Below are 20,651 nucleotides of genomic sequence, written 5' to 3'. Positions count from 1 at the left end.
GCATACATCACAAGGCCCCGTAATCCATGTCTGAAACCGCCGTCGTTATCCGCACGTCCCGCCCCAACTTTCTGGTGATGGCCCCGCTGTGTGTCGGCCTGGGCGTTGCGCTGGCCTGGCGGCAGCCAGAAGCCCCGCCGCCGCCTCTCTTAGACACCCTATTGGTGTTTGTGGGTGCGCTGCTGGCCCATGCCGCGGTGAATATGCTGAATGAGTACGAAGATTTTACCTCCGGGCTGGACTTGCACACCCGCCGCACGCCGTTTTCAGGCGGCAGCGGTGCCCTGCCACAGCTGCCATCGGCGGCGCGCTCCGTTTTACTGGGGGCGTTGGTTACGTTAAGTCTGGTGGTGGCCATTGGCCTGTATTTTTTATGGCAGCGGGGCTTGCCGATGCTGATACTGGGGGGCGCCGGCGTGGCGTTGGTGGTTACCTACACCCGCTGGATTACCCGTTCGCCGCTACTGTGCCTGCTGGCTCCCGGACTGGGGTTTGGCCCGGTGATGGTACTGGGGACTCTGGTAGCACTGGGGGCGCCAATCAACGCCGCGGCCGTCGCGGTGTCTGTCATCAGTCTGCTGCTGGTAAGCACATTGCTTTTGATGAACCAGATTCCCGACGCCGAAGCCGACCGCCACGGCGGACGTTATCACGCGGTGATCGTGCTGGGTGTTTATAAAGCCGCGTGGCTGGCCGGAACCATGTTACTGGCCAGTTATGGCGTACTGACGCTGGCGTTGGTCAGCGGCTGGTTGCCAATGGCAACAGCGCTGGGCTTCATAACCCTGCCTCTGGCGCTGTGGATTGCCTTCAAATTACCCCAGGTGGCAGACGATCATCACCGCTTACAGCCGGTTCTGGCCATGAACGTGGCCTGCCTGCTTGCCACACTGGCTTTGCTGATTATCGGGCTAAGCATGCAACGGGGGTGGTGATCACGCCCTCAGCTCGCTTCAGTGCTGCTGACTGTCGATTTTTATTGCATTATTTTAGCAATATTACAAATCATTACAGGGCGCAGAGTGCGACCCGCTCTACGGAGGCCTGCTATAGTGTTTATTCTGGGCATCATGGGTTGTTCCGGACATTTTTCATTGTGACAAGGAGTTGCCATGAGTGTTGTGCTTCTGTTGTTGAGCGCGCTGGTGCTGATTTACCTCAGTATTGGCGGAAAAACGGCTAGCGTTGTGCTGAGCGTTGCTACGCTGATTGGCCTGGCCCAAGACGACTGGCATCTGGTCAGCTTTATAGTCGGCGGGCTTGCCTTGGCTTTGGCGTTAATTCTGCTGAACCCCGGCGATCTACGATTGAATAAATTCAGCAAGCCGTTGCTGAACTGGGTGCGCTCTCGCTTGCCACAGTTGTCGAACACCGAAGCCGAAGCGCTGAAGTCTGGCTCGGTGGATTGGGACGGCGAACTGTTTTCGGGCAAGCCACAATGGTCAAAACTGCTGGGCGCAAAGCCCGCTCACCTGAACAGCGAAGAACAAGCGTTTCTGGATGGCCCGGTGGAAGAACTCTGCGCCATGCTGAACGACTGGGAAATCACCCACGAGCATTACGACCTGCCCGAAAAAGTCTGGGCATTCATACGCGGCAACGGCTTCTTCGGACTGGTCATACCCAAGAAGGACGGCGGTATGGGTTTTTCTAACACCGCGCACTCCGAAATCGTGATGAAAATATCCACCCGCAGCGTGTCCACTGCGGTTACCGTGATGGTGCCCAACTCTCTTGGGCCCGGTGAGTTGTTGATGCACTACGGCACCGATGCGCAAAAACAGCACTATCTGCCGCGCCTGGCCGGCGGCCAGGAAATACCCTGTTTTGCCCTGACATCCCCGGTGGCAGGTTCCGATGCCGGTGCTATTCCAGACAAAGGCATTGTGTGCAAAGGCCAGTGGAAGGGCGAAGAAGTACTGGGCCTGAAAGTCACGTGGAACAAGCGTTACATTACGCTGGCGCCGGTGGCCACCCTGATTGGGCTGGCCATCAAAGTGTATGACCCCGACGCCCTGTTGGGCGACAACGCCGACATTGGTGTTACCTGCGTGATGGTGCCGCGGGAAACCGATGGCGTAAACGCCGGCGCCCGCCACCTGCCGATGAACACGGTGTTCATGAACGGGCCGACCTGGGGCAACGACGTCTTTATTCCCATGGATCAGGTGATCGGCGGCCAGGACATGCTGGGCAAAGGCTGGACCATGCTGCTGGAATGCCTGTCCATAGGCCGTTCTATTTCGCTGCCGGCTCTGGGCACAGGCGCCGGCAAAGTTGCCAGCCTGGCCACCGGCTCATACGCGCTTACCCGTGAACAGTTTGGCCGCTCCATCAGCCAGTTTGAAGGCGTGCAAGAAGCGCTGGAACCGATCGCCGGTTATACCTGGATGATGGACGCCGCGCGCTTGCTCACGGCCGGTATGCTAGACCGCGGCGTACGCCCGGCCGTGCCTTCCGCGCTGCTGAAGTACCGCAACACCGACCTGATGCGCATTGTGATCAACCACGCCATGGACGTAGTAGCCGGCCGCGGGGTTATCACCGGGCCACGCAATTTCCTGGCCCGCGCCTATCAGGCCGTGCCCATCGGCATTACGGTGGAAGGCGCCAACATTCTTACCCGCAGCCTGATGGTGTTTGGTCAGGGCGCCATCCGCTGTCATCCGTTTATTGTTGACGAAATCGCTGCGGCTGGCATGGAAGACCAAAATCAGGCCGCCAAAAAGTTCGACGGCGTGTTTTACCACCACCTGGCACACACCACCCGCAACGGTTTGCGCGCACTGGTACTGGGCTTAACCGGCGGCCTGGCCGAACCAGTGCCGCGCCAGGGCAACCTGAAACCTTACTACCGCCAACTGGCGCGCTTTTCGGCGGCCCTTGCGCTGATGACCGACGTTACTCTGCTGTCCGTAGGCGGCGGCCTGAAGGCTCGTCAGCGCCTGTCCGGGCGCATGGCCGACTGCCTGGTACAGCTGTATTACGCCACTGCGGTAATCAAACAATGGCACGAAGAAGGCTACCCGGAAGAACAGCGCCACATGGTGGAATGGTGCCTGAAAACCTGCCTGCGCGACCTGCAGGGTTCCATGCGTGAAGCCATCATCAACTTCCCGGTTCCAGCCCTACGCTGGCCCCTGCGATTGCTGGTGTTCCCTTTGGGCGCGACGGGCCTGAATGGCCCCGACGATCGCCTGGGCACCAAAGTGGCTGCCAGCATTGTAGAAGACACCCCGCTGCGCCAGCGCATTCACCGCGGCGCCTACATACCCACAGACAGCAGCGACTCTCTGGGCCGGGTGCTGAACGCTTACCGCCTGGCCAACGAAACCAGCGATATGCGTGCCCGCTTACACCAGGCTATTCGAAACCGCGATGAAGATGACCTAGACGGCATTGCCCTGCTGATGGGCCACGAACGCAAACAACTGGTCGACTGGGCCTGTGCCGAAGGCGTGGTGAAAGCCGATGAGTGCGAAAAACTGGAAGAAGCGCTTGCCGCGCTCTACGACGTTATTCGCGTGGATGCGTTTGACAGCGACGGCCTGAAAGAGCTGTCAAAGTGCGCCACCGGAAAACGGAAAGTGGTCGAGCGGCCCGCAGGAGACTGATCGCTGCGCCGGCAATCCCCCAAAGATTGCCGGCGCCTTTATTTAAATGGCTTGACCATTAAGTAGGAACATAGATATTAGATAGGTGCTTAAACATTAGATAGGTACTAAACGGCATTCAGGCTGACCAGAGCCACGGCTATACTGCCCTGCTGCATCCATTCCGCGTTTTCTGAGGTTATTCATGGCTGGCAAAACCGTTGGCAGCGCCATCTTTCTGCTGGTGATCGGCAACGCCATGGCGTTAATTTCCGACGTTCTGATAAAACTGCTGGAGCCCGGCGCGCCCATATTCCAGTTCGCCTTCCTGCGCTGCGTGCTAACTCTGCTGCTGCTGTTACCGCTGGCAAAAAAAATAGACCGCCGCCAGTTTTTTGCTGGCACCGGCATTCACGCCATCCGCGCCCATGTTCACCTGATTGGCATGCTGTGCATGATCATCGCCCTGGCCAACCTGCCCCTCGCCACCGCCAACGCCGTATTCTATGCCGCGCCCATACTGGTGATGCTGCTATCCGTCGTGATTTTCCGCGAACGCCTGACACCCCTGAGCGTGATTGCCGTATTCAGCGGCTTCGCCGGCATTATTCTGATATTAAGACCCATAGACTTCACCTGGGCAGCGTTTGCGGCCCTGGGCTCGGCGTTCTCACTGGCCATTAACGCTGTACTGGTGCGCAAACTGCCAAAACAACAGACCACCGTGCACAAACTGGTCCTGAACTACCTGCTGATCATCCCCGTCGCCGGCGCCTTGGCAATCTGGGACTGGCAACAAGGCTCACGCTGGACCACCGACCTGGTCATCATCGCCGCCGGCTCCTCCCTGTTCATACTGGGTTACAACATCACCGTACTGCTGGCCTACCGCCAGGTAGACGCCAACCAGGTCACCAGCGCGGAATACACCGGCCTGATCTGGGCCGTCGCCATCGGCTGGATATGGTTCAACGAAGTCCCCGACTTATGGTTCCTGGCCGGCAGCCTGATGATCGTGATACCTCTGGTTTTGATCGGCCTGACCCAAAGAAGAAAATACCCGGCAAGAGGCTTCAACCCAGCGCTACGGAGTTCGAAAAAATAGAGTCCGCGAGCGGCAGAGTGACGAACAAAATGGGGACAAAAAAAGGGGACAGATTTCAAATCTGTCCCCGACGTTGCTCCCGCTCCAGCTCGTTACCTAGCCACCAATCCCGAAGCCGCAATAAACCCGGACAACCCGGTCAACACTATTTCCGCCGCCATAGCCGACAAAATCAACCCGCTGATCTTCGACATAATATTCAGGCCATTCTTACCCATCGCCTTTTCCAGATAACCCGACAACCGCAACAACACCGCCAGAATCAGCAAACTCGACACCAACCCCAACAGGCCCCCGGCCACCGCCGCAACCTCCTTCAGCTCCGCACCGTAAACCAGAATCGCACCAATAGTCGCCGGGCCAATCATGACCGGAATCGCCAAGGGCACCACCGCAATATCGTCGCGATTGTCATCCGGTAAACCCGTGGCGTGGCTGCGAGTGCCATTGTTAACCAGGCTGATGGCCGTCAAAAAAAGCAGTGTGCCTGCACCAATGCGGAACGAATTTAGAGTAATACCAATGGCACCAAATAACAGCGGACCGGCAAAAAACAAAATCACACCCAACACCAGCGCCGATATGCAGGCCCGACGAATAATCGCGGTTTTCTCGTCCGCCGGCAGCCCGCGGGTTAGCGCCAGAAACATGGTCACCACAAAAAATGGCGCTAACAAAAACAAAAAGCGGATAGAGCTACTGATGTAGGTCGAGAAAAACAATTCAATCATTACCGAAGGATTCCACAGAAGGAGATTTTGGGCGCCAAGCATAGTCTCGTCATCCCGGATTTACCGTAAGGAAGTGGACCTACTCAGCGCTATAAAGAGGGTTTAGCAATGTAAAATCGATTAAAAAAAAACGGGCTGCAAATGCAGCCCGTTCATTTGTTCACGTTCCTCGATTTACTGGGTGGCGTTGTAGGTGTAAGACTGCACCACTCCGTTGCCATCGAACGTGATAATCAGGTCTTCGGTTTTGTCGTCGCCAAACGCAGACCAGCGATACTTGCCATAAGTCCAGGTGCGCTTGCCGTCTTTCATACCGGTACGCCAAGGCTCACCGAACAACGCCTGCACTTCTGAGCGGGTAGTTTCATTGACCGTAATCTGGTCAACATTGTGGGTGGCAAAATCCTGGCCCACAGATGCACAACCTGCAAACGTCAGGGTAGCGGCCATCAACACGACTGCCGAGATTTTTTTCACAAACATCGCCTTCACTCCTGTGGAAACTACTCTGCTTTTTCGACCTGTATCATAGCGCCAATCGGGTGACAGAAAAAACAAACCCAACCATAATATCTGTATGAACCCATTATAGGCCCGGGTAAACTCACCGCGCCTACCATCACCTGCGCGGCGGACCTGTCACCCTTCTGCATGGAGAGATTCACTTTTGCCAGTAGAAGAACCCGGAAGCCTGCTTATTGCCACTGTCGCCTTCAGCGCGCTGGTCGCGACCGTGGTGCTGATTCATCACGAAGTGCTGGTGCGGCTGACCAGCATACTGGGAAAAATGGGTAATCATCACCATTTTCGCCTGATAGTGGCCGTGCTGGGTGTTCTGGCCGCTCATGCTCTGGAGGTGTGGATTTTTGCCATAGCGTACTTTGCTATGCACCATACCCTGGGCTGGGGGCTACTGGTTGGTAACTTCAACGGTACCCTTCTGGACTGCGTGTACTTTTCGTTCAGCACATTTACCACCGTAGGCTACGGCGACATTGAGCCTATCGGTAATTTACGGTTTCTGACCGGTATTGAAGGCCTGACCGGGCTGGTACTGGTGGGCTGGAGTGCGTCTTTCCTATTTATGGAAATGCAACGCTACTGGCCACGGCGTTAAAACACCCCGCAATACATTCATTACTTGAGCTGAATCAAAGGTGCCTTGAAATAGCGCTCCTCTTTTTTTAATTATTGCGCTAAATCAAGATTGCCTTTGTAACAACCATTACTCTTACAGCCAATACGAATCGAACCCTGGAGATTTATTATGTCCCGTACTTTCAAAATTGGCGTGTTGGCTGCGGCCGTAATGGCGATTGCGCCGGCTGCTCAGGCTTTTGAAGCTGGTGATTTTATTGTTCGTGCTGGTGCTGTTCAGGTTGCACCGGATGGGTCCAGTGAGCGCATCAATAATGCCGCTGGAGCTCCTGTTCTTACGGCTAATCCTCGTGTTGATGTTGACGACAATACTCAGCTGGGTATTCGTGGCAGCTATATGATAACCAGCAATATCGGTATCGGCATTTTGGCCGCGACTCCTTTCAAGCACAACATCAACGGTGCCGGAACGCTTGATTTTGCTGGTAAACTGGGCGAGACCAAGCATTTACCGCCAACTATCACGCTGCAGTATTATCCGATGCACAGCTCATCGGCATTTCAGCCGTACGCCGGTGTTGGTGTGAACTACACTACCTTCTTTGAAGAGAAGACCACCAATACACTGACTAACGCTCTAAGTGCCGCGTCCACAGATCTCGAGCTCGACGACAGCGTTGGCGTAGCAGTAGAAATCGGCATGGACTACATGCTGAGCGAAAACTTTGGTTTGAACGCTGCTATTTGGTGGGCCGATATCAATACTGACGCAAAAGTTTCAGTATATGACACTGCCGGAAATTTCGTTGCGGCTACCGAAAAATTTGAAGTCGAAATCGACCCAATGGTCTACATGGTCGGTTTCACCTACAAGTTCTGATCCCTTGCGGATAGTCTGCTGAGCAACCGACCCAGCAGACTCTGAATGAACTACCTTTTACGGGGCCCTGTTTTTACACGGCCCCGCTTTTTATTTTCAAATTCCGCAAACAAAAATGCGGAGCCGAAGCTCCGCATTTTTTAACCTGCTACCTCAAGCCATTATGGCTTCAAGCACCCTGGTTTTGACGCTGACCTGAACGGCCGCCATTGCCATTCTGGCTACGGCCTGCGCTGCGTCCGCCGGGATTATCACTTGGCCGGCCATTGCCGCCACCGTTTCCACCGCTGCGGTTGCGGGCTTTGCTCGGGTCCGCTTTGGCTTTTGGCTTCAGCGCCACGTGGTTCTTCGGCTCAAAGCCTTCTACTTCCTTGCGCGGCAGCTGCTTCTTGATCAGCTTTTCGATACCCACCAGCATGCTGAGTTCGTCAGCACTCACCAGCGACAACGCGTGGCCACTTTCGCCCGCGCGGCCGGTACGGCCAATGCGGTGAACGTAGTCTTCCGGCACGTTAGGCAGTTCAAAATTCACCACTTGGGGCAACTGCTTAATATCCAGACCGCGAGCGGCGATGTCGGTCGCTACCAGCACACGGATATCACCCTGTTTGAACTCGGCCAAAGCACGGGTACGGGCGCCTTGGGACTTATTGCCGTGAATCGCAGCAGCGGTAATACCGTCTTTGCCCAGCTTCTCAGTCAGGCGGTTGGCACCGTGCTTGGTGCGGGTAAATACCAGCACTTGTTCCCAGCTGTTGTCGCGCACCAGTTTGCTCAACAGCGCCGTTTTCTGGCTCTGATCCACCGGATACACGGATTGAATAACGCTTTCGGCGGTGGTGTTGCGCACTGCCACATCAATCTGCACCGGGTCGTTCAGCAGGCCCTTAGCCAGGGTGCGAATTTCGTTGGAGAAGGTTGCAGAAAACAGCAGGCTCTGACGCTTCGCAGGCAGCATGGCCAGAATCTTGCGGATATCGCGAATAAAGCCCATATCCAGCATGCGGTCGGCTTCATCCAGCACCAGAAATTCTACTTCGCTGAAACGCACAGCGTTCTGCTGATACAGGTCCATCAGGCGGCCGGGTGTTGCCACCAGTACGTCCAGCCCTTTGCGCAGCTTCATCATCTGCGGGTTGATTTTCACACCGCCAAATACCACAGCCGCGCGGGTTGGCACGTAACGGCTATAAAGGTTCACGCTGTCGTGCACCTGGGCGGCAAGTTCGCGGGTAGGCGTCAGAATCAGCACGCGCGGGCCTTTGCCGGTACGCGGGTTCTGCTCCAGCATCTGCAGTATCGGCAGAACAAAACCGGCGGTTTTACCGGTGCCGGTTTGCGCGGCGGCCATCACGTCTTTACCGGCCAATACCGCTGGAATAGCTTTTAACTGAATGGGTGACGGGGTTTCATAACCTTGGTCCAAAGTGGCACGGACTAGCGGCTCAGACAAACCGAGTGAAGAAAAACTCATAATAGATTAACTCTTGATTATTCTGCCTCCACGAACACCGTTGTTGGCGAATGCGGGCAGATGCCATGAAGATTCATGGCGTAAAAGACGACTACGGTCACACGCCGTTAACGGGGTGACGTCCTCTGACAGGTCGTATGGATGGTTCGCATGTGGGCTTTACGCCTAAAACTGCGGAATCCCTAGAGGCAGGATGGCGCAGACAGTAACAGAGGGCTTTGGCATACGCCATAGGTGATTGCCATAAAACCGGGGCGCAGGGCGCTTTCCACAAGATCGCACAAAATGAAACGAGGCCTTAACTGGCAGGCGAGCTACGCCAGAACGAGCGTCAAACCGGCCGCCAACACACTGGCGACGGTTAATCCCGACAGCGCCAGGCTGAGGCTCCAACGCAATGACGCGTCTACCGCTTTGTAACCGGTCAAACGTTCCATAATCAGCGCGTTAGCGGCAAACGGTGTACCAAAGGCGGTAATTCCCCAACCGGTGACCATAGCTAAGCCCAAGCCCACCAAAGCGTTTTCCGGCCACACGGCACCCAAAATACCGCCTGCCAGGGTGCCAATAACAATCGGGTTCACACCGCCCAGTCCGGCGATGAAAAACACCCAAGGCACGGCCGCGGCCAGCACCGGCCAAAGCCAGTCGGGCAGGTTCAAATCACCACTGATCTGGCCTAGCACTGCGGCGCTGATGACCGCGCCAATAAACGCCGAGCCGCCCACAATCGCCAGCTCGTTGCTGACGTTAGCCATGCTCACCAAAGGCGGATTGGTCCGGCGGCTCCAGGCCAGCAGCCGGGCACCGACCACCGCGCCCATGCAGCTGAGCGTAACGGCGAAGGCATAGCTGAGCTGAAACTGATGGCTAAGTAAGAAAACACCGGCACAAATTGCCAGAATCAAAGCGCAGAATCGAAACCAGGGTGCCAGGCCGGCGTCGGTCACAACAAGGCTGGTAGTGGCGCTGACGCCAGAAATCTCAACCTGACCAGCTTTTGGTTCAAGTTCAGGTTCGCGCCAGATCAACCCGGAAAACAGCAACGCTACGGAAAAAGGAATGGTGAGCATCAGCAACTGAAGGCTGCCAAGACCCGGCAGCAACGTCAGTGTAAGCACCACAGAAATCGACAGCGGCGAAAAAGTCGGCGATACACCAAAGCCCCTGAGCACGGCACGTGTGGCGTTGCGGGTAGACGAGGAATCGCCGTTGCTGCGGATACGTTCGCCCACAACGCTGCCCACCACCGCTACCGAACCAAAATTGAGAGGTACCGACACCATAGCGGTCCCAAACGCCAGGCTGAGATAACGTACCCGTGGCCGCCCGCCAAAAAGGCTGCCCGAAATTTTTTGCAAATCTGAAGTCCGGCCCAGCACCGACGATAACAGCATAACCGCCAACACCAAGCCAGCCAGGCGGCTCATGTTTTCCGCCGCTGCCACAATCATGCTCGGGTCGCGGCCCAGAGCAAACGCCAACGTAAAACCCGCCACCAGAAACACCACCTTGGGTACCAGGCGCATATCCCGCCAGCCCAGAATAACCGCCAGGCTGACCGCTGCAGCCCCCAAACCGGCCATGCCCGGAAGCAGCGCCAGAATGGCTGCAATCAGGGCAAGGTAAGCAAGAGCAGAACGTATCAGCAGCACAGGGGCATATCTCTGAATGGCAGGGCGAGGTAAATCAGGAAGACGGCACTGTACCTGGTATCAGCCATTACGAGCATTGCATCAACGACCTGCCCACTCAAAGCCGTTTCAAGCTTATCCGTGATCAGCTATAGAGCCGTCGGTGAACAAAAATTCCCGCAGATACTTGTCCATGGTCGGGTCTTTGCGCCGAATCCATTCCAGCACCATCGCAGCGTGTTCTTTTTCTTCGTCGCGGTTGTGGGCCAGAATGGCTTTGAGTTCTTCGTCTTTGCAGGAATCGACCCGCTGGTTGTACCAGTCAACGGCTTCGAATTCTTCCATTAACGAGCTGACGGCCCGGTGCATATCCCGCGTTTCATCGGACAATTCTCCAACCGGTTCGTGGTAGCTGTCGTTCGCCATAGTGTGTTCCTCATCGCTGTGTTGTGAGTAATAAAAGACTCTGTTACGCCATGCTGCTCTCAGCGTAAAAGGGCCTTTTGAACATAGCTGATAACAGCTCGTTTAGACAGGCGATCAGCCGCGAAAGCCCTTACCCACCAGATAGACCTCCCGTGAGCGGGCGCGGGAAGAATCCGGTTTGCGCACCACCACCTTGTCGAACAGTTCGCGCACGGCTTTCACGTAGCCGTCATAACCTCCGCCGTGGAACACCTTGGCGACGAAACTGCCTTTGGGTTTTAGCACCTGGCTGGCCATATCCAGCGCCAGCTCGATCAAATACATAGACGCGGCCTGGTCCGCCGCGTTTACGCCGCTGATGTTGGGCGCCATATCTGAAATCACCACGTCGACTTTTGCATCGCCCAATACCGCCATGATTTCGTCAAAAACAGCGTTCTCGGTAAAATCGCCCTGAATAAACTCGACACCGGCAACGGCGTCCATGGGCAGAATGTCCGAGGCTATTACCCGACCTTTATGCCCCACCAGGTCGGTGGCCACCTGGGACCAACCGCCAGGCGCAGAACCCAGGTCCATCACCGTCATAGTGGGTTGGATGAGCTTGTCTTTGGCGTTAATTTCAAGGAGCTTGTAGCTGGCACGGGAGCGGTAGCCATCCACTTGCGCTTTTTTCACGAAAGGATCGCTGACGTGCTCTTCCAACCAGCGGTTACTGCTTTTTGATCGGGCCATAGTGTCTCTTTGTTAAACAGGCAATAGTCATTCTTTGTTAACCGAGCCATGTAAGGCTCTAAACATTGGGCGATTCGCGCCATTGTACGCCTAGGGCCAGAACCCCGCAAAACGAGCTCCGCAAAACCGCCCCGCGCGCCGGCACCAGCGCACTGACAGCAAACCGGCAGCCACGTACAATAGCCCCACTAAATAGTAGCCACCTGAGCTCTGCACACACTAACGGGACATGACCGTGAAGCTGGATGACATTAAAAAACTGCAGCAAAAAAAATACCGCGAGGCTTTCGGACACTATCTGGTGGAAGGCGAGCATCTGGTGCTGGAGTTGCAAAAAGCTGCCAGCCGCCAGCCCGCGCTGAAAGCTTCAGAACTTTACGTAACGGAGGCTTATCAACACTGGCAAAGCCCGTTCACCACGTACGTGATTGGCGAGCGCCAGATGGCGCGGCTGGCAGATACCAAAACACCTCAGGGTATTTTGGCGGTCGTGCCAATACCAGTGGCCGTTATAGCGCCTGAAATGGCGCCGATAATCACGCCCGCCGCCGATTCGCATCCCAACCTCGAAAAAGCCATTTATCTGCACGAGGTGCAGGACCCAGGCAACCTGGGCACCATTTTACGCACTCTGGCCTGGTTCGGCGGTTTTCGCTGCCTGCTCAGCCCCGGCAGCGTTGACCCTTATAATCCAAAAGTGGTGCGTGCCAGCATGGGCGCGATATTTCATCTGCCGCTGGAAACCGATGTTGAGCTGGCCAGCCTGAGCCAGCGATTTCACCGCTTGGCTTGCCTCGACTTGAATGGCCGCAGCTTAACCGAGCCCGGCTTCGCCGACCACGACTGCTATTTGTTCGGCAACGAAGCCCGCGGCATTCCGGCTCAGGCCCTTGATGAGCTGAACGCCACCGCCTACACCATAAACGGCAAAGGCCAGATTGAATCTCTCAATCTGGCCTCGGCGGTCAATATTTGCAGCTGGGAGCTGATGCGCAGCTGATCATTTAACAGCAATTGCGCGTCAGCAAAAGCTCTTCAACAGATGCTCTTCAATGCTTACTCGTCAACAGAGTTACGAATCAGGAAGTCAAAGGCGCTAAGGGCCGCTTTGGAACCTTCGCCCATGGAAATCACGATCTGCTTGTAGGGCACCGTGGTGGCATCACCGGCGGCAAATACGCCAGGAATGCTGGTTTCGTTGCGCTCGTTGATGATGACTTCGCCGTGCTTACTGAGTTCGATATCGCCTTTCAGCCACTCGGTGTTGGGTATCAGGCCGATTTGTATAAACACGCCTTCAAGCGTTACGTGAACATTTTCACCGCTGTTGCGGTCGGTGTAGTCCAGACCATTCACCTTACCGTTGGCACCGGTCACTTCGGTGGTTTGGGCCGATACCGCGACATCCACGTTCTTCAGGCTGCGCAGCTTACGCTGCAGCACTTCGTCAGCGCGCAATTCGGCACCAAATTCCAGCAAGGTTACGTGGCCAACAATACCAGCCAGGTCGATGGCGGCTTCCACGCCTGAGTTACCGCCGCCAATGACGGCTACGCGCTTGCCTTTGAACAATGGGCCGTCGCAGTGCGGGCAGTAAGCCACGCCCTTGTTGCGGTACTTGTCCTCACCGGGAACACCCAGCTGGCGCCAGCGGGCACCGGTAGACAACACCAAGGTGCGGGTTTTCAACGACGCACCGTTGGCCATACGGATTTCATGAGGCATGCCCGGTTTTGTCGCCGGAATCAGCTTTTCGGCCCGCTGCATGTTCATGATATCCACACCATACTCTATTACGTTCTGCTCCATCGCGGCCACTAACTTGGGGCCTTCTGTGTAGGGCACGGAAATCAGATTTTCAATACCCATGGTGTCAGCAACCTGACCACCAAAGCGTTCGGCGGCAATGCCGGTAGAGATACCTTTACGCGCGGCATAAACAGCCGCTGCGGAGCCTGCGGGGCCGCCGCCAATTACCAGTACTTCAAAGATGCCCTTCTGACGAAGTTTATCGGCTTCACGGACGTCGGTGCTGGTGTCCAGCTTGGCCACAATTTCTTCCAGCTTCATTCGGCCCTGGCCGAACAGCTTGCCGTTCAGGTACACGCTGGGCACCGCCATGATTTCACGCTCTTCCACTTCGGCCTGGAACAAAGCACCGTCAATAGCGGTGTGCTTCACGCTTGGGTTAAGCACACTCATCAGGTTCAGCGCCTGCACCACATCGGGGCAGTTCTGGCACGACAGCGAGAAATAGGTTTCAAATTCAAAATGGCCGTCAAGTTCCTGAACCTGCTGGATCAGCTCCGGGGTGGCCTTGGAAGGATGCCCACCCACCTGCAACAGTGCCAACACCAGAGACGTAAACTCGTGGCCCATGGGGATACCGGCGAAACGTACACCTACGTCGGTGCCCACACGGTTGATGGCAAATGACGGGCGACGCACGTCTGAATCGCCATCTTCACGCAGGGTGATCATGTCAGACAACCCGTCGATTTCCTGCAGCAGCTCGTACAGCTCGCTGGCTTTGGCGCTATCGTCTAGCGCAGCAACCAGCTCGATGGGCTGCTTTACTTTGTCTAGGTAACCTTTCAATTGACCTTTCAGATTGGCATCTAACATTTTGTCGTCCTTTTATAAGGGATAAAGCCGGTGAACCGGCTCGGCTTTAGCCGGTTGTTCTAAGTTGATGTTGGTACGATACGGCGCCAGACAAATAAGCTCAAATCAATTGATTCAAAAACTGCAATAGGAAATTACTATTAATCGGCACTGGCCGATTCACGCCTTGTCGAAAGAGTTTCTGCAGTATTTTTGCATTAAGCCAGATGGTGCATTTTGATATGAGTGCAGCTGGACTATCATGGGAGGCTGAATCTGGCCACTCGGAATAAGGTACTCCATGTTTCTAGAACGTTTTCACTGTGAAAAGGATGGCCGCGTATACATCAGCGCCGCCCAGGCCAGCTTGTTTGCCAAAGAAGTGGCCGGGGACTTTAACCCGATTCACGACCCGGACGCCCGCCGCTTTTGCGTGCCAGGGGATTTACTGTTCGCTGTAGTACTTTGGCGTTTTGGCTTGTCGACGAATATGACCTTCCACTTTCGCGCCCTGCTGGGTAAAGACGTGCCCCTGGAATTTCGCGAAGGCGCCGATGGCACTATTCAGGTGTGCGATCAAGCCGGCAAGGTGTATCTGGAAGTCGCCCGCAGCGGCGACATAACCACCGACAAAGTGTTTATCGAGGAATTCACCTTGGGTTACGTGGCAGCGTCGGGCAAAAACTTCCCGCACACCATGAAGCCTTTGATGGAATCCAATGGCGTGATGTTCAACCCGGACCGGCCAATGGTGATGTACGACAGCATGACCGTCACATTGGATAGTCTGCATGCAGTGTCACCGGAACTGGAGCTGCATAACGCCACCCTGGAAGCCAACGGCAAGCGCGGCCAGGTCACTCTGGAGTATCGCCTGATGTCTGGCGACCAGGCGCTGGGTACCGTATCCAAACGGTTGGTGTTGGGCGGTTTGCGCCCATACTGCCAGGATGCCATGGCCGATGTGGTAGAACAGTTCTACCGCCTGAAGGCCCGCGGTGTCCGTTACGGCACAGACATCGCCAGTACCTGAGGCAGATCGTTTCTCTGGCCAGATTTCTGGCTACACTGGTCCTTATGAACTTCGCCATCATAGGGACCCGTAAGCATGGACAGCGAACGCTCATCAAAGAAGTCCCAAGCCGCTTATCAGTTATCTCCTGACGCCATCGTTTCCGCCCAGGAAACCAGCGCGCAGAACAGGCCGTGGCGGAGTTACAACGAATGTCCGCCGCCCGGGCTCGGGTGATTCGAAGCGGTGAACAGCAGAGTATTGCCGCAGCTGAGCTGGTCACCGGCGATATTGTTCTGGTAGAAGAAGGCGATACGATTCCCGCAGACGGCCGCCTGATTCAGTCGGTTGCCTTGCAAACCTCCGAAGCCTCATTAACCGGCGAAAGCCTTCCCGCATCGAAAGACCCGGAAACCATCGTTGGCGATGCCCCTATCGGTGATCGCCAAAATATGATTTTCAGTGGCTCCACCGTCACCTACGGCCGTGGCACCGCGGTTATTACCGCCACCGGTATGAACTCCCAGATGGGGCAGATTGCCGGCATGCTGGAGCAGGCACCCGCTGACACAACCCCGTTGCAACAGGATCTTGCCAAGGTTGGCAGGATGCTGGGTCTGGTGGTGATTGTGATTGCGGTGGTGATGATTTTTACCATCATCCTGGTAGAGCACGTCAGTGGCTTCTCGGCTATTTTTGACGTGCTAATTCTTGGCGTCGCACTGGCCGTGGCGGCGGTACCCGAGGGCTTGCCGGCCATCGTAACCGCCGTGCTTGCCCTGGGAGTTCAGCGCATGGCGCGGCGCCATGCGATTGTTCGCCATCTGGCCGCGGTGGAAACCCTGGGCGCCGCCAGCGTGATCGCTTCAGACAAAACAGGCACCCTCACCCGCAACGAAATGACCGTACGCGCCATTGTTACCGCCAGTGGCCGGGTAACTCTAAGCGGCACCGGGTACGAACCGAGCGGCGAGATTACCGTGCATTCCACAGCGACTGACACCGGCGAAAACACGATCAGTGAACCCCTGCGGTTAGAGCTGGAGCGAGCCCTGACGGTTGGTGATCGCGCCGCCGCGTGAAGAAGCCAAAGAGGCCGTGGCCCCAGCACGAAAAGCGGGTATTGGTAAAGAACTGGGTATTTGCACCAATGACCGGGCGCTCACCGGCGCGGAAATTGACGAGATGTCGGACGACGCACTGCACCGGGCCGTGCAAGAGATCTCGGTTTACGCCCGGGTTGATCCTGAACACAAACTGCATATCGTCAAGGCGTTGCAGAAAGGTAACCACATAGTCGCGATGACCGGCGACGGTGTAAATGACGCACCTGCCTTGAAAACCGCCGATATCGGTGTGGCCATGGGCATTACCGGCACCGATGTATCTCGCCAGGCAGCGGATATCATTTTTGCAGACGACAACTTTGCCAGTATTGTTGCTGCTGTGGAGGAAGGCCGCGCGATTTTCGCCATTGCTGGCCACCCAGATTCTGTGGATCAACATGGTCAGCGATGGCGCACCGGCTCTGGCTCTCGGGCTGGACCCGGGTGATGAAGCCGCCATGAGCAAGCCGCCAAGACCCCGGGAAGAAGGTGTCATCACACGGGGCATGTGGGCCGGGATTGTTTTCGTTGGTCTGATCACCGCAACCGGTACTCTGTTTGTGCTGGATGCATCGCTGCCCGGCGGTCTGGTGGCCGGCACGGGCAACCTCGCCTATGGCCAGACCATGGTTTTCACCACCTTGGTGCTGTTCTCACTGTTTACCGTGTTTACGTCAAGATCCGATGAGCAGAGCGCGTTCAGCGGGCTGTTCTCTAATCTCTGGTTGTGGGCGGCGGTGGCCCTGTCACTGTTGCTGCAATTGGCGGTTGTGTACCTGCCATTTCTGCAAAAACCCTTCTCTACGGTCAGCCTTAGCCTTGAGGACTGGCTATTCTGCACCGCCGTGGCCAGCTCGGTGCTGTGGCTGCGGGAGCTGAGCAAGCTGGTTGTCCGCCTACGAAACCGGGCATCTGGGCCAGCGGCCGCACGCAGCTCATAGTCCGCTTTGCCCTGAACACAGAAAACCCCGGGAATCCGGGGTTTTCTGTCAGTAGCAGACCGTAATAAGAGCCCGTACTGTTTGGTTCCCTGTAAAAGGAGCCTTAGAACGAAGGCTTAGAAAAAAGCCTTAGATCTTGCCAACCAGATCCAGTGAAGGAGACAGTGTCGCTTCGCCTTCCTGCCACTTGGCTGGGCACACTTCGCCCGGGTGCTTGCGCACGTACTGAGCAGCCTTCACCCTACGCATCAACTCAGACGCATCACGACCGACGCCTTCCGCGGTAATCTCAACGGCCTGAATAATGCCATCCGGATCGATCAGAAAAGTTGCACGGTCTGCCAGGCCCTGGCCTTCACGCATTACACCAAAGTTATTGGTGATGTTGCCGGTCTGATCGCCAACCATGTAGTACTGAATCTTGTTGATGGTTTCAGAAGCGTCGTGCCAGGCTTTATGGGTGAAGTGGGTGTCTGTGGATACAGAGAACACTTCAACGTCCATCTTTTGCAGTTCTTCATACTTATCCGCTACGTCGCCCAGTTCGGTGGGGCATACGAAAGTGAAGTCAGCCGGGTAGAAGAAGAATACAGACCACTTGCCTTTTACGTCTGCTTCGGAAATCTCAACGAACTCGCCCTGTTTGAAAGCGGTTGCGTTAAACGGTTTAATTTCTGAGTTAATCATACCCATAAGATATTCCCCTTTTGCTTGCTAGATGATTAATGAGTGGGCCCCACTATAGTGATGCTGCGCGCTTAACAAAAATTGATAATACCCAAACAAGAGATAGCTTGAAACTATTACTTACACTCCCGCCCACCTCTGATAAGCAGCGGCGGGTAATCTGGATATGTGGATGCTAACCCACGCTATTTCAAGGCAGCGCTTGGGGCGCTGGCGTCGTCACCCTGCGTGGTTTCCATCACCGTCAGCCGCACATCCACCGTGACCTGCAATTCGCCAAGTGCAGCGGCGCGGGCCAGGCCCTCGGCTTTGGCGCGATAAAAGTGCGGGGTCATCGCCAACAGGTCCGCAATGGCGCTTTCGCCGAACAATGCAAGGCTGAAATTTATCGTGTGCCGCCCTATTGTCTGAAAGCCCGGAGGCGCTTCGCTGGCGTTGGGTTTGTCGACCTCGGGCTTGAGTACCGGGTAAATGACTTCTCGCAATTCGCGCAAATGATCCGAGCCGGCGTCGACAACAATCACCCGGCCGCCAGGGCGCAACATCCGCCGGAACTCCGGATACACCGGAAACCCGAACAGGCTCAAAATGCAGCCTAAAGACCCGTCAGCCAGCGGTATATTGGCGTTGCTGGCGACCAGCCATCGCGTTGTTTTTGACTGTCTTGACGCAGCCAGCACCGCCGGCTTTGAAATATCCAGGCCTACCAGCGACAGTTGCTGTTGGTGTTTCCGGCCCGGCAAGCTAGCCTCAAGCTGGCGCAAATAATAGCCTTCGCCGCAACCCGCATCCAAACAGGCAAAAGGTTCTTTTATACCCGGCTGGTGCTCGGCGCCCTCGCCCAGCGTTTTAAATGCTTCCGCCACCGATTGCGCAACCGCGTCGGCTATCGGCTGATAGTGCCCGGCATTTAAAAAGCGCTGGCGCGCGGCCACCATTTCCTTGCTGTCACCAGGGGCCAGTGACCGCTTGTTCTGCACCGGCAGCAGGTGCACATAGCCCTGGCGGGCGTTATCGAAACTGTGTCCGTTGGTGCAGCGCCAACTGTTTTGATGCATCAGCAGGGGTTGTCCGTCTAACGGGCAAATAAGGTGGTTGAATAGCGTTATGGTCATAATCAGAAAGTATCGCTGGCAGGTGTTCGGGGAGCGCCTTGGTCACGGCGTTGCTGAGCGCTATCTTAGCGCTATCCGAGTGCTATCGCCGCACCGTCATAGCACTCTTGCGCAGCAGGCTTACACCCGGGGGTCAACGCAGCTGGCTGTCTTTACTGGCGCGTCTGTTAACGCCGCTGCTTTTGCCCTGCTGTTTTTCCAGCTTGGCCTGGCACTGTATGCACAGGCGCACGCCCGGCACCGCAACCCGCCGGGCCTCAGGTATTTCCCGGTCGCATTCTTCACAATGGATCAGGCTATCGCCCTTACCCAGACTGCTTCTGGCTTTGTTAACCGCATCTTCAACGCTGGCGTCGATCTGATCTTGCACGGCGCCATCCCGTGCCCATCCTCCGGCCATAATTTGTGCTCCTCTGGCTGCTACCTTGTCATAACTATAGCTTGGTTATTGTTTTATTGAAGTGCTGCTGCATCTTAACCATTTCAACAAGTGGCTTATCCGTTGCTGTACCTGCAGGTTACAAAAAATCACACAAAGGCTTTGCAATGACCTCGTTTGCGTGTAGAGTGCCCTACGTCGGAAAGATTTAGCAAAGCACTTCATCAATAGAACGTACTAAGTAACGCATCGTCCTGTTTTTGATCACGCCTCATTTTTCGTTTCCCGCATACCGCTGATCCGTCGTCACTAAGGATGACTGACAGCACATTACTTAAAGAATTCAGGATTATTATTATGTCTACAGTTACCGGTACCGTTAAGTTCTTCAACGAAGCAAAAGGTTTTGGCTTTATCACTCGTGAAGGCGGCCCCGACGTATTTGTTCACTACAGCTCTATTCAAGGCGGCGGATTCAAGACCCTGGCTGAAGGCCAGCAGGTTGAGTTCACTGTTACTCAGGGCCAGAAAGGTCCTCAGGCAGAGAACGTTGTAGCTGTCTAAGCTAGAACAGATAATTGTGCTGTGAATAACAGCCAATAATCAAAAAAGGCAGCTTCGGCTGCCTTTTTGCTGTCTGCCTTTTTTATACGTGCCTTTCCTGCCCCGCTAATGAATACACTTCGCCCCCGCCAACGTAACTCCACTAACACAAATATTGCAAAGTCTGACCAGAAGGCCACGCTATGCCCGCAAAACCCATTTTATTCTACGATGGCCAATGCCCGTTGTGCCGCCGCGAGATTGACCACTACCGCAAGGTCGACAAGCAATCACGCATCGACTGGCAGGATATATTCGCCAGTGACACTACCCTGGCCCAATACCGGCTTAGCCACACCGATGCGATGAAAGTCATTCACGCAGTAGACAGCGCAGGCACTCTGCAGTCTGGCGCCCACGCGTTTGTGGTGATGTGGCAGGAACTGCCGGGCTACCGCCATTTGGCGACAGTATTGAAGAAACTGCACCTGGTTGGCCTGGTGAACCGAGCCTATCTGGTGTTCGCCCGCTTGCGCTTTCGTTCGCGCTGCAAGCAGGGTTGTCAGTTGCCGCCGCGCTAGATTTTCA

General features: G+C 55.7%; 21 protein-coding genes and 1 pseudogene. 12 read left to right on the top strand and 10 right to left on the bottom strand.

Translation table 11 applies throughout. From position 1 onward, the window contains the following. Positions 1–26: 26 nt before the first annotated feature. The 3 genes from ATI45_RS16455 (at position 27) to ATI45_RS16445 (ending at position 4,698) form a co-directional block, all read left to right on the top strand. On the top strand, positions 27–935 hold the full coding sequence (locus tag ATI45_RS16455) for a prenyltransferase (protein ID WP_098420718.1): 909 nt from the start codon (positions 27–29) through the stop codon (positions 933–935). Positions 936–1,112: 177 nt separating this feature from the next. Beyond that, entirely contained in the window at positions 1,113–3,614 is a 2,502-nt protein-coding gene (locus tag ATI45_RS16450) for an acyl-CoA dehydrogenase (RefSeq protein ID WP_098420717.1), read from the top strand. Positions 3,615–3,798: 184 nt separating this feature from the next. Beyond that, complete coding sequence (locus ATI45_RS16445) at positions 3,799–4,698, top strand: DMT family transporter (protein WP_098420716.1); 900 nt, start codon at positions 3,799–3,801, stop codon at positions 4,696–4,698. Positions 4,699–4,790: 92 nt separating this feature from the next. Here ATI45_RS16445 and ATI45_RS16440 read toward each other — a convergent pair whose 3' ends face one another. Then, the gene (locus ATI45_RS16440; protein WP_098420715.1) at positions 4,791–5,429 is read right to left on the bottom strand and encodes a MarC family protein; all 639 of its coding nucleotides are present in this window, start codon (positions 5,427–5,429) and stop codon (positions 4,791–4,793) included. 174 nt (positions 5,430–5,603) lie between these two features. After that, positions 5,604–5,912 (bottom strand): outer membrane protein assembly factor BamE domain-containing protein, encoded by a 309-nt coding sequence (bamE, locus tag ATI45_RS16435; protein ID WP_098420714.1) that lies wholly within the window; start codon positions 5,910–5,912, stop codon positions 5,604–5,606. 184 nt (positions 5,913–6,096) lie between these two features. On the opposite strand from bamE, the gene ATI45_RS16430 reads away from it, so the two are divergent. Together ATI45_RS16430 and ATI45_RS16425 are read left to right on the top strand one after the other, a co-directional pair. Further along, the gene (locus ATI45_RS16430; RefSeq protein WP_098420713.1) at positions 6,097–6,546 is read left to right on the top strand and encodes a potassium channel family protein; all 450 of its coding nucleotides are present in this window, start codon (positions 6,097–6,099) and stop codon (positions 6,544–6,546) included. Positions 6,547–6,696: 150 nt separating this feature from the next. Further along, on the top strand, positions 6,697–7,407 hold the full coding sequence (locus tag ATI45_RS16425; RefSeq protein ID WP_098420712.1) for an OmpW/AlkL family protein: 711 nt from the start codon (positions 6,697–6,699) through the stop codon (positions 7,405–7,407). 169 nt (positions 7,408–7,576) lie between these two features. Here ATI45_RS16425 and ATI45_RS16420 read toward each other — a convergent pair whose 3' ends face one another. The 4 genes from ATI45_RS16420 to rlmE all read right to left on the bottom strand — a co-directional run bounded on the left by ATI45_RS16420 (position 7,577) and on the right by rlmE (position 11,676). Further along, positions 7,577–8,881 carry a DEAD/DEAH box helicase gene (locus ATI45_RS16420; protein WP_098420711.1) on the bottom strand — a complete coding sequence of 435 codons (1,305 nt, stop codon included), beginning with the start codon at positions 8,879–8,881 and terminating at the stop codon, positions 7,577–7,579. 314 nt (positions 8,882–9,195) lie between these two features. Beyond that, a complete protein-coding gene (locus tag ATI45_RS16415; protein ID WP_098420710.1) occupies positions 9,196–10,536 on the bottom strand; it encodes a hypothetical protein in 1,341 nt (446 codons plus the stop codon). A 114-nt stretch (positions 10,537–10,650) separates the two neighbouring features. Beyond that, positions 10,651–10,941: an encapsulin-associated ferritin-like protein gene (locus ATI45_RS16410; RefSeq protein WP_098420709.1), complete on the bottom strand. Its 291-nt coding sequence runs from the start codon at positions 10,939–10,941 to the stop codon at positions 10,651–10,653. A 114-nt stretch (positions 10,942–11,055) separates the two neighbouring features. Then, a complete protein-coding gene (rlmE, locus tag ATI45_RS16405) occupies positions 11,056–11,676 on the bottom strand; it encodes a 23S rRNA (uridine(2552)-2'-O)-methyltransferase RlmE (RefSeq protein ID WP_098420708.1) in 621 nt (206 codons plus the stop codon). 235 nt (positions 11,677–11,911) lie between these two features. On the opposite strand from rlmE, the gene ATI45_RS16400 reads away from it, so the two are divergent. After that, positions 11,912–12,676 carry a TrmH family RNA methyltransferase gene (locus tag ATI45_RS16400; RefSeq protein ID WP_098421795.1) on the top strand — a complete coding sequence of 255 codons (765 nt, stop codon included), beginning with the start codon at positions 11,912–11,914 and terminating at the stop codon, positions 12,674–12,676. 56 nt (positions 12,677–12,732) lie between these two features. On the opposite strand, the gene ahpF is transcribed toward ATI45_RS16400, so the two are convergent. After that, positions 12,733–14,301: an alkyl hydroperoxide reductase subunit F gene (gene ahpF, locus ATI45_RS16395; protein WP_098420707.1), complete on the bottom strand. Its 1,569-nt coding sequence runs from the start codon at positions 14,299–14,301 to the stop codon at positions 12,733–12,735. A gap of 280 nt (positions 14,302–14,581) precedes the next feature. Between ahpF and ATI45_RS16390 the strand changes: the two genes are divergently transcribed. The 4 genes and pseudogenes from ATI45_RS16390 (at position 14,582) to ATI45_RS22010 (ending at position 17,339) form a co-directional block, all read left to right on the top strand. Then, positions 14,582–15,313 (top strand): DUF3581 domain-containing protein, encoded by a 732-nt coding sequence (locus ATI45_RS16390; RefSeq protein ID WP_098420706.1) that lies wholly within the window; start codon positions 14,582–14,584, stop codon positions 15,311–15,313. Positions 15,314–15,480: 167 nt separating this feature from the next. Then, positions 15,481–16,374 (top strand): annotated as a pseudogene (locus ATI45_RS22020) (HAD-IC family P-type ATPase); the annotation flags it as partial. Continuing rightward, complete coding sequence (locus ATI45_RS22015; protein WP_218926154.1) at positions 16,355–16,846, top strand: HAD-IC family P-type ATPase; 492 nt, start codon at positions 16,355–16,357, stop codon at positions 16,844–16,846. The pseudogene ATI45_RS22020 and the gene ATI45_RS22015, both read left to right, overlap by 20 nt. Continuing rightward, complete coding sequence (locus ATI45_RS22010; RefSeq protein ID WP_143751182.1) at positions 16,797–17,339, top strand: cation transporting ATPase C-terminal domain-containing protein; 543 nt, start codon at positions 16,797–16,799, stop codon at positions 17,337–17,339. Before ATI45_RS22015 ends, ATI45_RS22010 begins: the two co-directional genes overlap by 50 nt. Positions 17,340–17,468: 129 nt before the next feature. Here the strand turns inward: ATI45_RS22010 and ahpC are convergent, their stop codons facing one another. The 3 genes from ahpC to ATI45_RS16370 form a co-directional block, all read right to left on the bottom strand. Then, complete coding sequence (ahpC, locus tag ATI45_RS16380) at positions 17,469–18,032, bottom strand: alkyl hydroperoxide reductase subunit C (RefSeq protein ID WP_179888097.1); 564 nt, start codon at positions 18,030–18,032, stop codon at positions 17,469–17,471. A 179-nt stretch (positions 18,033–18,211) separates the two neighbouring features. Continuing rightward, positions 18,212–19,141 carry a putative RNA methyltransferase gene (locus ATI45_RS16375; protein ID WP_098420705.1) on the bottom strand — a complete coding sequence of 310 codons (930 nt, stop codon included), beginning with the start codon at positions 19,139–19,141 and terminating at the stop codon, positions 18,212–18,214. A 133-nt stretch (positions 19,142–19,274) separates the two neighbouring features. Further along, the gene (locus ATI45_RS16370) at positions 19,275–19,541 is read right to left on the bottom strand and encodes a DksA/TraR family C4-type zinc finger protein (RefSeq protein ID WP_098420704.1); all 267 of its coding nucleotides are present in this window, start codon (positions 19,539–19,541) and stop codon (positions 19,275–19,277) included. Between the two features lie 336 nt (positions 19,542–19,877). Here ATI45_RS16370 and ATI45_RS16365 point away from each other — a divergent pair, with 336 nt between their 5' ends. Continuing rightward, positions 19,878–20,084: a cold-shock protein gene (locus ATI45_RS16365; protein WP_007348184.1), complete on the top strand. Its 207-nt coding sequence runs from the start codon at positions 19,878–19,880 to the stop codon at positions 20,082–20,084. 182 nt (positions 20,085–20,266) lie between these two features. Further along, entirely contained in the window at positions 20,267–20,644 is a 378-nt protein-coding gene (locus tag ATI45_RS16360; RefSeq protein WP_098420703.1) for a thiol-disulfide oxidoreductase DCC family protein, read from the top strand. Positions 20,645–20,651 lie beyond the last annotated feature (7 nt).

Source organism: Marinobacter sp. LV10MA510-1, assembly GCF_002563885.1.
In the GTDB taxonomy this organism is placed as follows: domain Bacteria; phylum Pseudomonadota; class Gammaproteobacteria; order Pseudomonadales; family Oleiphilaceae; genus Marinobacter.
The sequence above is the reverse complement of the archived record's forward strand: the minus strand, read 5'-3'. Positions and strand labels throughout refer to the sequence as shown.